Source organism: Candidatus Ichthyocystis hellenicum, assembly GCF_001460935.1.
Taxonomy (GTDB): Bacteria; Pseudomonadota; Gammaproteobacteria; order Burkholderiales; family 2013Ark19i; genus Ichthyocystis; species Ichthyocystis hellenicum.
The window spans coordinates 1544300-1560813 of record NZ_LN906597.1; the positions used below are offsets into that span (position 1 = coordinate 1544300).

At 36.5% G+C, this 16514-nt stretch carries 16 protein-coding genes and 2 tRNA genes; 9 read left to right on the forward strand and 9 right to left on the reverse strand.

Annotated features, from left to right (window positions below; all coding sequences use genetic code 11):
* Nucleotides 1-565 precede the first annotated feature (565 nt).
* The 4 genes from Arg41_RS05935 to Arg41_RS05950 all read left to right on the forward strand — a co-directional run bounded on the left by Arg41_RS05935 (nucleotide 566) and on the right by Arg41_RS05950 (nucleotide 4382).
* The gene (locus tag Arg41_RS05935; RefSeq protein ID WP_092490580.1) at nucleotides 566-952 is read left to right on the forward strand and encodes a hypothetical protein; all 387 of its coding nucleotides are present in this window, start codon (nucleotides 566-568) and stop codon (nucleotides 950-952) included.
* Between the two features lie 802 nt (nucleotides 953-1754).
* Nucleotides 1755-3032, forward strand: a complete 1278-nt coding sequence (locus Arg41_RS05940; protein WP_092490581.1) for a hypothetical protein — start codon at nucleotides 1755-1757, stop codon at nucleotides 3030-3032.
* A 230-nt stretch (nucleotides 3033-3262) separates the two neighbouring features.
* Nucleotides 3263-3811: a hypothetical protein gene (locus Arg41_RS05945; RefSeq protein WP_092490582.1), complete on the forward strand. Its 549-nt coding sequence runs from the start codon at nucleotides 3263-3265 to the stop codon at nucleotides 3809-3811.
* 244 nt (nucleotides 3812-4055) lie between these two features.
* Nucleotides 4056-4382, forward strand: coding sequence for a hypothetical protein (locus Arg41_RS05950; protein WP_092490583.1), 327 nt, complete (start codon nucleotides 4056-4058; stop codon nucleotides 4380-4382).
* A 375-nt stretch (nucleotides 4383-4757) separates the two neighbouring features.
* Here Arg41_RS05950 and Arg41_RS05955 read toward each other — a convergent pair whose 3' ends face one another.
* The 3 genes from Arg41_RS05955 to hemH form a co-directional block, all read right to left on the reverse strand.
* Complete coding sequence (locus Arg41_RS05955; protein ID WP_092490584.1) at nucleotides 4758-5375, reverse strand: hypothetical protein; 618 nt, start codon at nucleotides 5373-5375, stop codon at nucleotides 4758-4760.
* A gap of 289 nt (nucleotides 5376-5664) precedes the next feature.
* A complete protein-coding gene (pcnB, locus tag Arg41_RS05960) occupies nucleotides 5665-6939 on the reverse strand; it encodes a polynucleotide adenylyltransferase PcnB (protein WP_092343306.1) in 1275 nt (424 codons plus the stop codon).
* A 30-nt stretch (nucleotides 6940-6969) separates the two neighbouring features.
* The gene (gene hemH, locus Arg41_RS05965) at nucleotides 6970-8058 is read right to left on the reverse strand and encodes a ferrochelatase (protein WP_157722297.1); all 1089 of its coding nucleotides are present in this window, start codon (nucleotides 8056-8058) and stop codon (nucleotides 6970-6972) included.
* Between the two features lie 1009 nt (nucleotides 8059-9067).
* Between hemH and Arg41_RS05970 the strand changes: the two genes are divergently transcribed.
* Nucleotides 9068-9952: an NAD(+)/NADH kinase gene (locus Arg41_RS05970; protein ID WP_157722298.1), complete on the forward strand. Its 885-nt coding sequence runs from the start codon at nucleotides 9068-9070 to the stop codon at nucleotides 9950-9952.
* 26 nt (nucleotides 9953-9978) lie between these two features.
* Here Arg41_RS05970 and Arg41_RS05975 read toward each other — a convergent pair.
* From Arg41_RS05975 to Arg41_RS05990, 4 genes are all read right to left on the reverse strand, one after another.
* Nucleotides 9979-10054 (reverse strand) — tRNA-Glu (locus tag Arg41_RS05975).
* A 5-nt stretch (nucleotides 10055-10059) separates the two neighbouring features.
* Nucleotides 10060-10135: transfer RNA gene (locus tag Arg41_RS05980), tRNA-Ala, on the reverse strand.
* A 217-nt stretch (nucleotides 10136-10352) separates the two neighbouring features.
* Nucleotides 10353-11099: a 4-hydroxy-tetrahydrodipicolinate reductase gene (gene dapB, locus Arg41_RS05985; protein ID WP_092343309.1), complete on the reverse strand. Its 747-nt coding sequence runs from the start codon at nucleotides 11097-11099 to the stop codon at nucleotides 10353-10355.
* Between the two features lie 11 nt (nucleotides 11100-11110).
* Entirely contained in the window at nucleotides 11111-11401 is a 291-nt protein-coding gene (locus Arg41_RS05990; RefSeq protein ID WP_157722299.1) for an outer membrane protein assembly factor BamE, read from the reverse strand.
* Nucleotides 11402-11566: 165 nt separating this feature from the next.
* On the opposite strand from Arg41_RS05990, the gene fur reads away from it, so the two are divergent.
* The gene (fur, locus tag Arg41_RS05995; RefSeq protein ID WP_092343327.1) at nucleotides 11567-12034 is read left to right on the forward strand and encodes a ferric iron uptake transcriptional regulator; all 468 of its coding nucleotides are present in this window, start codon (nucleotides 11567-11569) and stop codon (nucleotides 12032-12034) included.
* A gap of 59 nt (nucleotides 12035-12093) precedes the next feature.
* Here the strand turns inward: fur and Arg41_RS07960 are convergent, their stop codons facing one another.
* Entirely contained in the window at nucleotides 12094-12366 is a 273-nt protein-coding gene (locus Arg41_RS07960) for a hypothetical protein (RefSeq protein ID WP_092343311.1), read from the reverse strand.
* Between Arg41_RS07960 and Arg41_RS06000 the strand changes: the two genes are divergently transcribed.
* Nucleotides 12365-13903 carry a transglycosylase SLT domain-containing protein gene (locus Arg41_RS06000; RefSeq protein WP_092343312.1) on the forward strand — a complete coding sequence of 513 codons (1539 nt, stop codon included), beginning with the start codon at nucleotides 12365-12367 and terminating at the stop codon, nucleotides 13901-13903. The two genes, Arg41_RS07960 and Arg41_RS06000, sit on opposite strands and share 2 nt — an antisense overlap.
* A 20-nt stretch (nucleotides 13904-13923) precedes the next feature.
* Nucleotides 13924-14424 (forward strand): transcription elongation factor GreB, encoded by a 501-nt coding sequence (gene greB / locus Arg41_RS06005; RefSeq protein ID WP_092343313.1) that lies wholly within the window; start codon nucleotides 13924-13926, stop codon nucleotides 14422-14424.
* 19 nt (nucleotides 14425-14443) lie between these two features.
* On the opposite strand, the gene Arg41_RS06010 is transcribed toward greB, so the two are convergent.
* Nucleotides 14444-14875 carry a hypothetical protein gene (locus tag Arg41_RS06010; RefSeq protein ID WP_092343314.1) on the reverse strand — a complete coding sequence of 144 codons (432 nt, stop codon included), beginning with the start codon at nucleotides 14873-14875 and terminating at the stop codon, nucleotides 14444-14446.
* Between the two features lie 178 nt (nucleotides 14876-15053).
* Between Arg41_RS06010 and guaB the strand changes: the two genes are divergently transcribed.
* Entirely contained in the window at nucleotides 15054-16514 is a 1461-nt protein-coding gene (gene guaB, locus Arg41_RS06015; RefSeq protein WP_092343315.1) for an IMP dehydrogenase, read from the forward strand.

The window sequence follows — 16514 nt, forward strand, 5'->3', positions numbered from 1 at the left end:
TTTCTTTCCTACTACAGCTAGGAAAAATAATAAAAGAAAATCGGAAATAGCTTTCAACGAATAGGCAATAACATCAAAAAAATTTATATGTCAAATAAACGAAACCTGGGTACCGTGACTGTATCGCAGTACTCAGGGTCCGTTTTCGCTAAAATTACCAAATGTATTAACAACCACATTACAAAAATATTGCAGAATATAAAAAATCACACTCACTGCGTCAATCAACATCATCAATAAGATTTAATCCAGGTAATAAGAAAAATTATCAAAGTTAATTTATCAGAAGTGATTAGTAAAATAACTACGAAACTACAATGATATTAATCATATGACAATAACCTATCGTGCTACGATCCTAACTACCCTTACTGATAATAATGTATCATGTATACTAGTAGTTGTTACCAAATCAACCATGTAACAATATAGGTACCTATCGCAATTAAATTCCGGTAGTAGTATGATATGAATGAGAATAGTTATTATTAACTTAATCATGCGACAATAAAACTACTTTTCGTCGCTAGATATTGGTAATAATTTGTCATAACAGGTGGTAATTGTGATTAACTTAAGCATGCAACTATATGGGTACTTGTCCTCATTAAATGATAGCAATAATGACGATAATTTACAAAAAACATCACTAAAAATAGAACTTACTGAATTATGGAATCAAAATGTCACTATAGCAAATGAACCAAAAAGTATGCAGAACTCTGTAAATACCAGCACTATGGCAATAGTAATATCTATGGTCGTATTTTTTACTATTACCTTTACACTTGTCTCGTATATATGCAAACATAAACCAATTAGGAAAAATAATGATCCAATAAATTTCGTCTCTTACCACAAAATCGCACCTGATGATAACTTAAAATCGATCTATGACATTGGTGGTCCCGTGGAAAAAAGAGGAATTTCATGGCTACTACAGGATATATGATATTAGTTATGAGCAATGACTACCAACATGACTAATAAAATTGATGGGATAAATTTCCAAAGTTGCTCTTCTATAAGATCATAAAACTTCACATGTATACGTATAGAAAAAAACAGTTATACTGTAAATCACCATATCACCACACCGTAAAATTTATGCACCCAGAAATGATTAAAGAAGCAGCTATTGCCTACGCTCTGCAACACTTACCAACCAACATTAAATAATCCACCACCGAAATAAACACGGCGTAATAGCACATCTTCAGAATGATAAGTTACTATCATATTTAATTATTAGTATCCACAAAAATATATAAAATTCTCTACCTAAGTAAAAAAATAAATCATTATTTATAGTATTACTACTAAATCAATAACAGTAAATTACTAAAATTTTTTTTATAACTTACAAGTAAATATACAAAAGTTATAGCTTTGCAAAAATTGCTTTTATACGGACACATACTTATATCTTTTATACATATTAATTGGCAAATAAAAATAATGGTCTAAGTACGAAAATAATGAACTCCAAAATTAACATCTCGCCAAAGCAAAAATTCCTTTGATAATTAATAATTAAGACTAGATTATAAACATAGATTTATATGAAAATACTTTATATGAAACTACTTTGTGTGAAACTACTTATTTTGATATAGAGAGTGAACAAATGAATTTTGGTAACAAATATGATAATTAATAATTAAGACTAGATTATAAACATAGATTTATATGAAAATACTTTATATGAAACTACTTTGTGTGAAACTACTTATTTTGATATAGAGAGTGAACAAATGAATTTTGGTAACAAATATGTAAATAGCCTGGTTTCTTCAGAAGAAGTACGCTCTGTGATAGATCATGATCAAGAGGATGAAGATCAATCTGATGATGAATCCTCAGTTACCAATTGCTCTAGCCTTACTACCATCTATCAACCTCATCCAGATAATTCACATTGTATAATAGGAAAAGCAAAGGCAAAAGAAGATGAATGCTGTGGTAGTACTATATTCAGTATAATTAATAATATTAGAAGATCAACCACTTCATTAATTAATAGATCAGCAGCACCAATAAGAAGTTTATTTATGCTTGCATGTTTTTCAAATTTTGTAGAATTAGCCATCGGTGGTAATGAAACAATAGAACCAGATTTAACTAAGGCATTTCTGTCAAATCTGTGCCTAATGGTTTATATATCAGATTTTCCTTATACAAGAGGTGCCTCAACGTCCAGATATGACTTGCGATCATATCTACAAAATATTTCAGGAACAGATTTAATTAACTGTGGAATGAAAAAGGTCGAGGAATTAACCGAGATATTCAGCAAATACAATGGAACAAAAAAACTTGACATAATAAGCAAAATGGTCAGTAAATCTGCTGGAATGTTTGAGCTTGGAATATATGAAAACGCTAAATTAAACTCTTCAGATGAGAATACTGCACTAGATGTTGTCATGAATAGGTCATCCGTGGCATACGGCCCTAAAGATGATGTAAATATGGACATTTGCGGTTCTATCATGAAATACGCATGTTCTCCGACAGATGTTGGCGATGAACGTCATGACTTGGGGCACATAAAATCAGTATCTTTGATAGTACTAGTAGTTTTTGTGATTCCCGCAATGATTGTCTCATGTTGCGCATTAAATAATTATAGAAAATCTAGAAGAACGAAAAACCCGACGTTTAATGTTGAAGTAATAAATAGCCAAGATTATGCCGAAAGAAACGCTCCAGATATCCTTGATCCTAGTTTATGCCTGATACCAGAATATTTTTTAGAAACTAACGAATCAACCGTAACTGATATGACTAGCTGTGAACAACATGAAGAAAATAAGTATATGGAGGATCTGGTTGAATATTATTCAAGTGATCACGTGGAACCAGATTATACATGCACTAAAGAAAAATCAACCCAAGGAATATCTAAACTACAGCAACACAATGCTTTTATAGTAAGACACACATTGGAAACAATTTCAGAGGAAGATGAATCCAATTCATGCTTTGATGAATACAATTCATACTTTGATGAATCCGATTCATACTGTTGACGAAATACCAGAACCGGAAACATCGTTTTGAAATCCATAAAATATGCTCTAACACTATGTACAATCGCACAATATAGATGTCATGCTATTTGTACTAATTGGCATTAATAATTGATTATATGGCAATAAATAGTAAATTCATCCATCGCCTAATTCATGTAACTATTATCATATTATATTTTTATTAAATATTACTTAATTAAGTAATATTTAGATTTATGGAGACCTTCATGTTCAAATGCTTAACATCGGCACTTCCTATACCCAACCCTAACCCTTCAGATGAAGATAATACAACACCTAGTTCATCTGTGGATAATAGTGATGATACTTTACAGTCCATTGTTATGGAATACATATATTCTATAACAGCCGTCGGTGAAGAACATAGTACCCAGGAATACTCAAAAATATTATATTTACTAGCAATAGTATTTCTTGCAATTCCTGTAATACTTATCATGCACTACGTATTATGTGACTGTAAAAAATCTAGAAGAAGAGAATCACCACCACTTAGTCTTACCGTAACAGGACGCACTAAAGGGAAAAAAAAGCAAAGAAGAAGAGATGCATTATCACTCCATCTTGGCGTAATGGGACAACACACTAAAAGGGAAAAAAACCAACTAAAAGGAGAAGAATCGTCATCACTTAATATTGGTGTAATGAGACACAATAAAGGGAAAAAAATCCAAAGAAGAGTTAAACATCATCTACTCAATAACGCAGAAAAACGTTGCCTAACAACAATTCCAGAGGAAAATGAGATTGATTAATCTTACAGTCAAACATCAGGCCAAGAAACATCATTTGAAAGCGTACTCTAGATCTTTATGTATAATTGCACAATATAGTGGTTGTATTATTGTACATATTGATATAACTAATTGATTATACGGCAATGAATATTGAATTCATATCTTTCCTGATTTATGTAACTATAGGCACATGATATTTCATATTGTGTTGTTCTTGGATATTTATCGATAAAGTAAATGCGTATCTTTTACGGAGATTTTCATGTTAAAACGCCTCTCGTCGTCAATTTCTTTTTCCAGTTCTGGTACAAAAACTGAGGATGGGGGGGGGGTATTAACAGTAGGATACAAATCTGTAGGAGATCTCGGAACAGTAGAAAAAAGTCCAAATATTATAACTGCTAAGAATCATGAATTATCAATGTCTTTTGACACTACAGGTGGTTATATATACGGCCACTCTTGCGCTTTGTTTGGATGTACAACTGGAGGTTATGGTTGCAAAACTTGCTACAGTAATAATATGATTGATACTAAGTGGGATAGACAGACTGGGCAAGATCTAAGCACATTTGATCAGGTCGAATAATGTACGGTATTACATATATTATCAAAGTTAACGATCGTGTTTATTGCATGCAAACAATGGTATTCTGTGACTAACGTACGCATGTAGAATTGGGTTGTGTAATTTTAGTTTATATATGGCTACTATAGCTATAGTTACTTAAATAATACTTAAGTTTGAGCTTGGTTCGGTGTCAATTGTTCTTTTGTTGATGAATTAAAGTTGTTGCTTTTTCTATCAGCACAAATTAGTAAAACGTAACGGCACCACCGCTCAAGCAATACTTGAGCGCACTTTCTTCCATAGGTGATTTTAAAAAACCTGAAATGCGGCAAATTAACACCACAAATCAGATAATACACGTGGTGGTACCTTAAGTGAAAATTGACAACGCAATCAGTCATCGCCATCTACTTCGTATATTGTGGGGGTAGAACATATGTCTGTGCGTAATTTTTCTAACACTTTTTCAAAAGATAAGATTTCATCCATATATTTTTCAAGTAGAAGTTCATTATGACCATCAAAAACACGAAATCTAAATAGTGACTCGCAAAAATATGACAAATTTGATCTATAGCGATAAACCATGCAATAATATTTTTCTAGCACAGAAAGATATTCGGTAAACTTGTTACGACGATACAGACTACAACATACTTTTTCGCCACTAGAAAAAATATGATAATTCCTTGAAATTAATACTTTCAGGGAATTATCAATTCTGATACAAATTTTCTTTACCACAGGAACTAATCTAATTATACGATTAACATATATTAATGGAATATATTTTTTTACTTTTGCTACATCATCTAAAAATTCAAGGTCACTAAATGATAGAGAAATGTAACTACTAATTTCCGTATGATCTTCATGGTATCCCTCACAGCTGTCCCCCCTCAACAATAATTTAGTATTCGTGTCAATATCAATTAAGGCATGTTCAATATAATCATTGTCTACGCTATAAGCACTAGCAGAACTTGATGACACCAATGTTATATTATCCATGTAGACCCTTAGATAAAAGTTTTTATATTTATAGTAACAAGTGCAAGAATAACGTAACTATATTATTAACAATGGAAAATTTAATACAAAAAGATTATAATTGATAGTAGTAGAAACAAGATTGCGGACCTAATAGTTGATATATGTATATTAATAACATAGTAATACTACTCTAATATGTCCCCTAATTAAGGACTGAAAAATATCTTTTCTTACAATAAAGCTATATACGAATTTGTAATAATCTATAATTACTAAGTAAATATTTACCCTACTCATATGCAGCACCTCAATACTGAGCTTTTTTGCCACGATGAGGTGTTCTGCGAGATAAGCGTGAAGGTGAGTCCGAAAGAAAATTTTTCCACCAAAAAGATATTTCCGAATTAACTTCCCCTGCTTCAGTTCTAAGAAGCATAAAATCATATCCTAATCGGAAACGAGTATGAGATATGAATCTGGTTGCACGAGATACTGAAGTATTTTCAAATCTACTTTGCATCATCCATATTTCTCTTACACTAACTAAAATTCTCTTAGGAAGATCATAATCTCTTATTATTGATTGAGTTACCTCACTCATAGCCTTTAAAAGGGCATGATGCTGAGCAATACCGGAAACTCGATGGTCGTACCATCCTTTCCTAATGAGAGGCCAAAGAAGAGTAGCAAAGAGAAAAATTACACTAACTGACTGTCCCTTAGAAACACGATGATCAGTTTTTTCAAGCGATATTTGAACAAATGGATCATCAATGTGATCATAAACCAAATTTAATAGTGGAATAGTCCGATCATTTATTCCTAAGCGCTTAAACTCATGTATGCTGGACAGAGAATGACCAGATAAAAGTATCTTTATCAACTCGTCGAATAATCGTGCAGCTGGAACATTGTTAAGCAAGGATGAATGCCCATGAATAGCATCAACTAAAGAATCATCTAGAGAAAAAGAAAGCTTTTTAGAAAATCTAATGGCACGTAAAATACGAACAGGATCTTCACGAAATCTTTCATTAGGATCACCCAGCATCCTTATCACTCTTTTTGAAATATCAAAAATTCCACCGGAGTAATCTATCAACTCTTCCGAAAAAGGATTGTAGTAGATGGCATTTATTGTAAAGTCCCTTCTTTTTGCATCTTCAAACTGTGTTCCATAAAGATTGTCTTCCAATATACGACCAAAAGAGTCTTTATGCTTAGTTTCCAAATTTCTTCCTCGAAAAGTTGTTACCTCAACGTAATCGCGCCTGCTGTAAACAAGAACTATTCTAAAACGCCTACCGATAATTTTTGCGCGATGGAAAAGCTTAACAACATCTTCAGGATGAGCGCTAGTTGCTATATCAAAATCCTTAGGAACTTTATTTATCAATAAATCACGAACTGCACCACCAACCACAAAAGCTTTATGCCCATTTTCATGTAAAGTACGAATAATTTCTAATACGTTTAGTGGAAAATCATTCTTAGAGAAGCCATAATTTGAGCTAGAAAATATCCTCGGCTTACAATTCCGATTCCTCAGATTCATAAAACGTTGAAAAAGAAAATGAAACATTTCTTCACAATCCTTATAGTATATGCATCTCTACTCGTGGGAATCGTGAGCAATCATAGCTCTTCTTTTCACGCATTCTAACTCCTCAGCAGAATCAGGAATCAACCAAGTCCCTAATTGTTCCGATACTATCTTCTCCAATGCAGAAATCCAAAAATGACTGTCATTTAGTGAAGGAACAACATAAAACTCTTCTCCACCATTACTCAAAAAAACATCTCTAAGTTCAATACTAATCTCTTCCAAAGTTTCCAGACAGTCAGACACGAAGCTAGGAGAAACAACCATAATTTTTTTATGTCCAGAACAAGCCATCTTCTTTATCACATCCACGGTATAAGGTTCAACCCAATCAGCACGCCCAAAACGAGACTGAAAACAAACCTCATAACCATCCTTTGATAAACTTAGCTCTTCTGCAATCAGTCTAGCAGTTTGGTAACAGTAGCATGGATAGGGATCTCCAGCTTTCCAAGACATCCTGGGTATGCCATGAAAACTAAAAATCAATTTATCTGTTATGACGTTACGAGACCAAAAATCACGGATATGAACAGCCATAGCCTCAATATATGCCCTGTGTGTATGAAAATGATGAATAAATTTAATCTCAGGAATATATCGACACTTTTTTAAGATAGAGAAAAAAGCATCATAGACGCTACCAGTGGTGCTGCTGGCATACTGAGGGTAAAGAGGGAAAAGCAAGAACCTATCACACCCCAAGTTACGTAGTTCATCGTATGCCTCCTCCAAAGATGGAGATCCGTATCGCATTGCATGGCGAACACGCACAAATGACTGAGATTGATCAAACAACCTCTGCAAATTCTTAGCCTGGTAAAATGTATGAACACGGAGAGGAGATCCCTCTGACAACCAAATACTACGATACTTGTTAAGTAAGGAACGCGGACGAAACGGCAATACAACGGTACGTAAAATAATACTCCAGATCCAAGATGGAATTTCAACCACCCGCGAATCTGACAAAAATTCCTTTAAATAACTGCGAATAGAAGCAACAGACAACTCAGCAGGAGTTCCTAGGTTGACTAAAATAACCCCAACAAAACGGGATTGGCCGTGTATAAAACTAGAATCATGCTTATACTTCATACTCTCCCAAAAATACCCTCTAGAAAATAAGTAATAATAAACGCAATGCAGCATTAACAATGCCAAACAAAGCTACTGTAAAGCTAGTAATTAATGCCCCCTTAACCATAGATTAGAACCGCAAAAATCGTGAGATAACATAAAAAATCGCGATCTAAAATAGAGAAAAACACTTCACCTTAAGCCAATGCTAGCTATATAAATAATTTACCGGCGAATTGGCAATTTCAGCATTTTCACATATACAAAAAATATTTTTTGCCATTGATTAAATACCTCACTTTGCTTTGTTACAAAGAACAACCACCAAACTAGATAAATTTCAACAATAGCTCTTCAATAACTTCTCGTATTTTACCTAGCTCTTAACATAGGCTCCTGTATGGTTTTAAATGATTGTCGCACACAATATCGATTAATGAAATTCATTGCCTCCAGCATCTTAGGTAAAGAATAATCACAATTTTAACTGATCGGTATATTTTCAATATAGACATCATTGACAAGGGCTATCATAATAATTTCAATCGAGGGGATATGAAAAAATTTAATATGTCAAGATGATTAGCACCATCATCTGCCTTATTTTTTGAAAGTTTAAATCTACAACAGCAATACGCAAGCTTCTTCACAAAAATCGAGAGTTAGAACAAAATCCCTGTTCTTAATTACAAGAGCCAGAGACTTACTAATTATTTTGGTGGCATCAGTAATTAGGTGCTAAAAAACCACTTCCCCCAAAACGAGTAAGGTGTAAATCAACGCATTATTTTCTATGTCATCACACTACCTGTTCTACTATCCTGACTTAGGTATAATTGAAAACTTGTAGTAAGACAGCACACTGCAGTATCCAACCCACTTGAATATCGTTTTCAACATCTATGCACACAGCTGACACATAAAATACAATTAAATTAGCTTTTAGCAAAAATTGCTGTATCTTGCGTTAGTTTAAATTCCCCATATGTGCCAAAATAAGAAAATGTGGAGCACGACAGGATGTACTGTGAAAAAAAAATTCTCGAAAATAGGCCTGGTTGTCAAATCTGATTTACAAAGAACTAATCTAGTTGCCATAGAGAACGTGATTGCGGCATTTGCAAAAAACGATTGTATCATTTATACAACGGCGGAGTTATTTAAGACTATAAAAGAAAGAAAAAGTGATCTCACGGAAATAATTATTCCATGTGAAATAAACAGTTTACACGAAAATATAGACCTAGGAATTGCCTGCGGGGGAGATGGAACCTTAATGCATTTAGCGCGAGCCGTGGTAGGCCACGAAATACCAATAATGGGAATACATTTCGGTAGGTTTGGCTTCCTCATGGACGTATCATCAGACAGACTAGAACAGCAAATAGATTCGATATTTCAAGGAAAATACACTGTAGAACATAGAATTACATTGCAATTTTGTGCACCACAATCTACTCAAAATATAGGATTTAAGTTTGCCATAAATGACGTACTAATCCATCGTGGCACATACAACAGGTTGACAGAATTCATCATAAAAATAGACGACCACGAACTTCCAGGAATAAGAGCTGACGGCATAATAGTCGCATCCTCAACTGGATCAACAGGATACAGCCTATCAGCTCAAGGAAGCATTATACATCCTCAGTTAGACGCCATAACGGTGACACCTATATGCAGCCACAACATAGGAATCAACAATCGTCAAATGGTATTACCAGGAAACTCAAAAATAGAAATATGGTCACCTGACAGCGAAACTACCGTTCAAGTTGACGGCAGAAAATACGATCCTCTTATAGACACTGGAAAATCGATAGAAATAACAGGAAAACACAGGGGGCTGTCAATGATACATCCAATTGACTACAATTATTTTAAAAAACTAAGAAGTAAATTTCCGTAGGCAATCTCAACAACAAATCTGCAATATGGCGTCCCCAAGGGGATTCGAACCCCTGTTACCGCCGTGAAAGGGCGATGTCCTAGGCCTCTAGACGATGGGGACAGCACTGGTGGAGCTAAGCGGGATCGAACCGCTGACCTCTTGCATGCCATGCAAGCGCTCTCCCAGCTGAGCTATAGCCCCGAAAGTAGATAAGCTTGTAGAGGTACCCGCAACGACCGCATTATGCATGAGTTTAACAAAAATAACCAGAACTTTTGTAGTCACCATAAAAACATGGCGAATTATACACTGCAACAACAATCGATAATACAACGCAACAATAAACAATCAAAAAATCATAAAAAAAACAACATAAGCAAACAAACATTAATACGTAATTGTACATGCAATACGAACGCTAACCTAATACATCATCCATATCAAATAAACCAAATTCATGATTATCAAGAAATAGCGCAGCTTTAGTAGCACCAGCAGTAAAAATTTTTCTGCTATGGGCAGTATGCCTAATCTCTAGGCATTCATCCAAGTTGGAAAAAATTACTTTGTGCTCACCAACTATGTCACCTAAACGGGTAACCAACAAATCCTTTTCAAAAGAAATGGCATTCTTCTCTTCAACTTCACTTACTATGGACAGTATTCTTTTCATGGTACCTGAGGGAGAATCTTTTTTATGGCAGTGATGAGAATCTGACATATTCAGATCAAAATCAGCACCCAGAGCAATCAAAGACTGGCGCAAAAGACGATACATTAGATTCATACCAACACTCATGTTTGCAGAAAAAACACAGGCTGTATTACGTGAAAAATCGCTAATCTTCCTCATAACATTATCGGCAATACCAGTAGTACCAATAACAAGTTTAGTATTGGAATCACTACAAAACGGCAGGATAAACTCAGTCCACTCTGGGTGACTAAAGTCAATCAATACATCAACATCGGAAAGAGCATCAACTGACAAAGAAGAAACCTTTATGGGGAGTTGGCAGTTAGCAAACTCACTAACGGATTTTCCAATAGAAGAACTATTATCACGGGAAAACACACAAGCCAACTCCAACCCGTCACTACCGATCACGGACTCTATCAAAAGCCGCGACATACGGCCACGACAAGAAGAAATAGCAACTCTCACGAGCACCTCCGTTAGGAAGAAGTACTAGATACAACCCTACCACTGTCGTCGAAACAAAGCCACAAAACATACTGCTGATGCATAGCAGAATGTTTGTGAAAATATCCCTCACAACTAGCATGAAAAGGATCAAAAAAATTTGGTGATCCTAAAATACGGTAGACATCCTCACGAGAAGAACCAACGGAAATCGATTTAATATCCGATTGCTCATAAGGCAATCCCTGCAGCACAGACAACCGGTACCCGCACCCAAACAACAAGAAGACCGGTAGCAACGCATATAAAAATCTATATCCCAATATATTCCCTCCCTATACCAAAATTCCACATTAATCTGATGTACGGCAGAATGGTTATCGGTGGATTGACAGTATCAATTGCCCGAAAGCTTGAGTATACTACAACCCATAAGGCTATTATGGCTATCCCCACACCGTTTATTGGTCATGATCGGACAAATACCTATGAGCAAAAAATATCACCTGAAAGAAAACGGTCTTAAAATAACAACACCTCGCTTAAAAATACTAAATATATTTGAAACAAGCTTAGTAAAACATCTTTCTGCGGACGACATACACAAAAGGATATTAGAAGAAAAACTGGACATCAGCCTAGCGACTATATACCGCGTGCTGTCGGACCTCGAAGAAGTAGGAATTTTGGTTAAACAACACTTTGAGGGCGGAAAAGCCGTTTTTGAACTGAATAACCACGAACACCACGACCACATCATATGCATAAACTGCGGGATAGTAGAAGAATTCTTCGATGAAAGAATAGAATCTCTCCAAGAAAAAGTAGCAATGGAGAGAGGATTCAGCATCAAATACCATACTTTGCATCTGTATGTTGAATGTGAAAGAACGAACTGCCCTCATAAAAAAAGGGAATCATCGCTACCACAAAATCGAGCACAAACCCTAACCTGACCCCCAAAGTAGAAGTAAAAATCTGATTCATAAGTGAACCTTTAGCCCTAACTCTGGTCTTATCCTACTCCGGAAGCTACAAAATAACAATAATGAGAAGAATAAAAACGGCAGTGCTTTCGTTTGTAGTTATCATTTCTAGGAGAAGATCTTCCTGACTCGACAGAACCGCGGTTGCTCAGAAAGCTCTTTTCCTCGCCTCTTTTTATCAAATTTATACCTGGCAGTGCTGACTTTATCCCCCTGAGGAAGTATGATACATCCCTCGGCACTACGACAACGGTGAATCTTGATCCCGAAAATTTCTGTTTTACCGCCAGGGAAATAGCCATGAAAGCGTTTTTTGTGTTTTTTTTCTGCGTCGTTTTTTGTGTATTTATCCTTGCACCAACAACATCCATAGCTGAAACTGTGGTAATTAACCGCAATACTGTGAGTAAATCTTCATCGAATGGAACCGATAAGACCTATAAAAACTCCCCTCCGTATTCACAAATGAGCGAAGAAGTATTATCTCCTACTCGTGTAAAAGACGAGACTGAATGGAAAGTTTTAGACACTACTGAAGACATTGATACAAATGTGCCCAAGGAGGGTGAAGCCTATGATCAAAGCGATGATGATATGGTTTTGTTCGATCTATCCTCTGGTAATGAAATACCTATTATCAACGATAGCAAAGAAGATGACACCGGAGCACCGGTAGTAGTAGGAAAAGAATTAGACTTGGGACAAAACTTAGATGATGTTTGGGATCGAATTAGGCAGGGATTTGGAATGCCAGATTTTAAATCTAATCTGGTCCACCAAGAGGAACTTTGGTACGTACATCACCACAAAACGACAGTTGCTATTTTTGAGCGCGCCAAACCCTACCTACACTACATAGTAGATCAAGTGCAAAAACACTCCATGCCCACCGAATTCTCCCTTTTGCCGATTGTTGAAAGCGCATACAACCCTTTTGCTCTATCACCAGCGCGAGCCTCGGGACTATGGCAGTTTATTCCGTCAACCGGTAAAAAGTACAATCTATCTCAAAATTGGTGGGTCGACAAACGGAGAGACATCGTAGCCTCAACTAAGGCTGCTTTGACGTATTTCACCAACCTGTATAACCAGTTCGGAGATTGGCAGTTATCTTTGGCCGGATACAACTGGGGGGAGTCGGCAGTACAAAATGCTATCACTCATAACCAGCGGTACAACATGCCCGCCGATTATGAGCACCTAAAAATGCCACGGGAAACTAGGCACTATATACCCAAGCTTCAGGCATTAAAAAACATAATTAACAATCCCGGAGCATATGGTTTTGAGCTACCCCACATTGTTAATAAACCATACCTAGTAGCAGTAGAAATAACTAGTACCTTAGACATTCCCACCGCAGCAAAATTAGCAGAGCTCCCAATATCACAATTTTTGCACCTTAACCCGGCGTTTAAACGACCTGTAATCAAATCGAGCAAGAAGGACAAATATATCCTCCTGCTACCGTATGACCGAAAAGAAACTTTCCTAAAAAATTTAGATGATTATAGGAAACACAACAAAAAACTCAGCCATTGGCACATTTACTATATTTATCAAAAAACACCTATCAGATCAGTAGCCCAAAAATTTCATGTAAAAACTTCACAAATATTACTGAGTAACGGGTTAAACCCAGGCACTCATTGGGTACACGGTACGCTACTGATTCCTGATGCTAAAAACCCCATTCCAACTGCCATTGAAAATCAAATTCATAAAATAATGCCAATTCCTGAACAGGAAGAAGTATTTTATTATCAGAATCGTAGAAAACACAGATATCATGGCAAACACCATATCAAGAACATTTTTGGTTCCCACATAAGGTCCTAGCATAGGAATAATCGTACAATATGAAAAACTATATTACTCCTGATGGCTATACAACAATTTCAGACAGAGTAAAACACTTACTTAATGTTGAAAGACCAGAAGTAGTTGCCGTGGTTTCATGGGCAGCCGCAAATGGGGACCGATCGGAGAATGGAGACTATATTTATGGCAAAAAGCTTCTACGTAAAATCGACAATGAAATCAGGAGATTAACCAAAAGTTTAGAATCTGCAGTAATTGTCCCTCCCAGAGAAGATGATACTGATCAAATTTTTTTTGGTTGTTTTGTAACTTTTTTGTATGAAGATACCAATATCCATAACAGTATAAGAATAGTTGGAACGGATGAAATAGATGTTACCAAAAATTACATAAGCTGGAAGTCTCCTTTGGCGAAAGCGCTACTAGGAAAAAGAATGGGTGACGCGGTAACTGTAGCAACCCCGGAGGGAAACAGGTGCATTGTAATTGTTAAAATGTCGTACTCTACATTAGACGCTTATTCCGATTGCCAGCAATAACCGTTTTTAGCCTAAATTTTCACACCATACCGCGGGCAGAAACAGCAGAGCTGTACACAGAACCTCCTGGCAGTATACGCCCAACATACGATGTTTTGGTTTTGTACTCACCGTAATCATCATCGTCACCGCTATCGATTGAAATTCCACTCTCTTTTATTATTTTTAGCAGCTTGCGATCCTTTCCTTCCCCATCATTGGTAGATTCTCCTTTAAATACGGAAGAAATCTGCGCGGAGACAACAGTTACCGCATCCTTAATACCTTTCCTATGGGCAATTACTGGGGGAAGATCTGAATAAATCACGTGATCACCAAATTTATCATGAGTAACCCAACGAAAAAGAGGCCTATCTTTATTATCGCCTATTTCCTGTGAGTAAACTGGAACAGCCGTTAAACAAAGCAGATACAGGGAAAAAACGACAAGCGCACGAGGCGTATTATCCATAGTCAATGTACTCTAATTTATTATAATTATTTTTTATTTTCTAATTCAAAATGTATGAACCAGATTGACATCACAATAATATTGTCCCATAAAACAAAGAGTTAGTTTTTTATGACATGACCAATAATGTGGTATTATAACCGGTTTCACTGATTATCACACAAATAAGGATGGCTCAATGCCAGAACCGCCTCTATCGCTAACATTTGACGATGTTTTATTAGTTCCACGCTATTCCGACGTTGCACCAAGTAACGTCTCTGTGGAAACGTATTTGACAAAAGAGATATTGCTTAAGATACCTCTCATAGCTGCGGCTATGGATACAGTAACAGAGAGCAGATTAGCAATTGCACTATCCCAAGAAGGCGGGATTGGTATTATTCACAAAAACATGCCTGTAGATAAACAAGTAGAAGAAGTGAAAAAAGTAAAACGCTTCGAGGCTGGTATACTACGTGATCCGGTAATAGTAGCCCCTGACACATTGGTGGCCGATGTTATTTCTTTGGCACAAATTAAAAAAATATCAAGTCTTCCGGTGGTAGATAAAAACCAGAAAGTAGTTGGAATTGTTACCAATCGTGACTTTCGTTTCGAGAACAATTTAAATCAACCTGTGCGTAATATAATGACCCCTAGGGAAAAATTAATTACTGTGCCGGAAGGAAGTGACCTTCGATATGCTCAAGAGCTGATGCATAATCATCGTTTGGAGAGGTTACTGATAGTTAATGATAATTTCGAACTAGCAGGCTTGATAACACTAAAAGACATACTAAGCACTAAACAATACCCTCGAGCTTGCAAGGACTCTTGGGGGCGATTACGGGTAGGTGCCGCAGTAGGAGTATCATCAGACTCCCTAGAAAGAATTGATCTATTAGCTGAAGCTGGCGTGGACATTTTGGTTGTGGATACAGCTCATGGTCACTCGCAAAAGGTTATTGAACAAACACGATACATAAAAGATAGATACCCAAAAGTGGGTGTTATATCAGGAAACATTGCCACCGGAGAAGGAGCTGCAGCTTTGGCAGATGCCGGAGCAGATGCGGTAAAGGTAGGAATTGGTCCTGGATCAATTTGCACGACACGTATAGTTGCTGGAGTTGGTGTTCCACAGATCACCGCCATTTCCAACGTTAGCGCAGCATTAAAAGGGCGTAATATAGCCATCATTGCTGATGGCGGAATTAGGTACTCTGGTGATATAGCAAAAGCAATTGCAGCAGGAGCTCATTGTGTAATGATGGGTGGTTTATTTGCTGGCACAGAAGAAGCTCCAGGAGAAGTGGTACTGTATCAAGGAAGGTCTTATAAATCCTATCGTGGCATGGGATCAATCACTGCGATGAGAGAAGGATCTGCTGACCGTTATTTTCAGACGAGCTCTATCCCTGAAAAATTGGTTCCGGAGGGAATTGAAGGGCGTGTTCCATACAAGGGTCCACTAGCAAATGTTATTTTCCAATTGATAGGCGGTCTTCGTTCATCTATGGGATACTGCGGGTGCAGAAATATTGAGGAAATGCGTTCAAAAAATAGCTTTGTCCGCATAACATCTGCCGGAATGAACGAATCTCATGTTCACGACGTTCAAATTACCACAGAAGCTCCTAACTATTCAGTAGAGTAG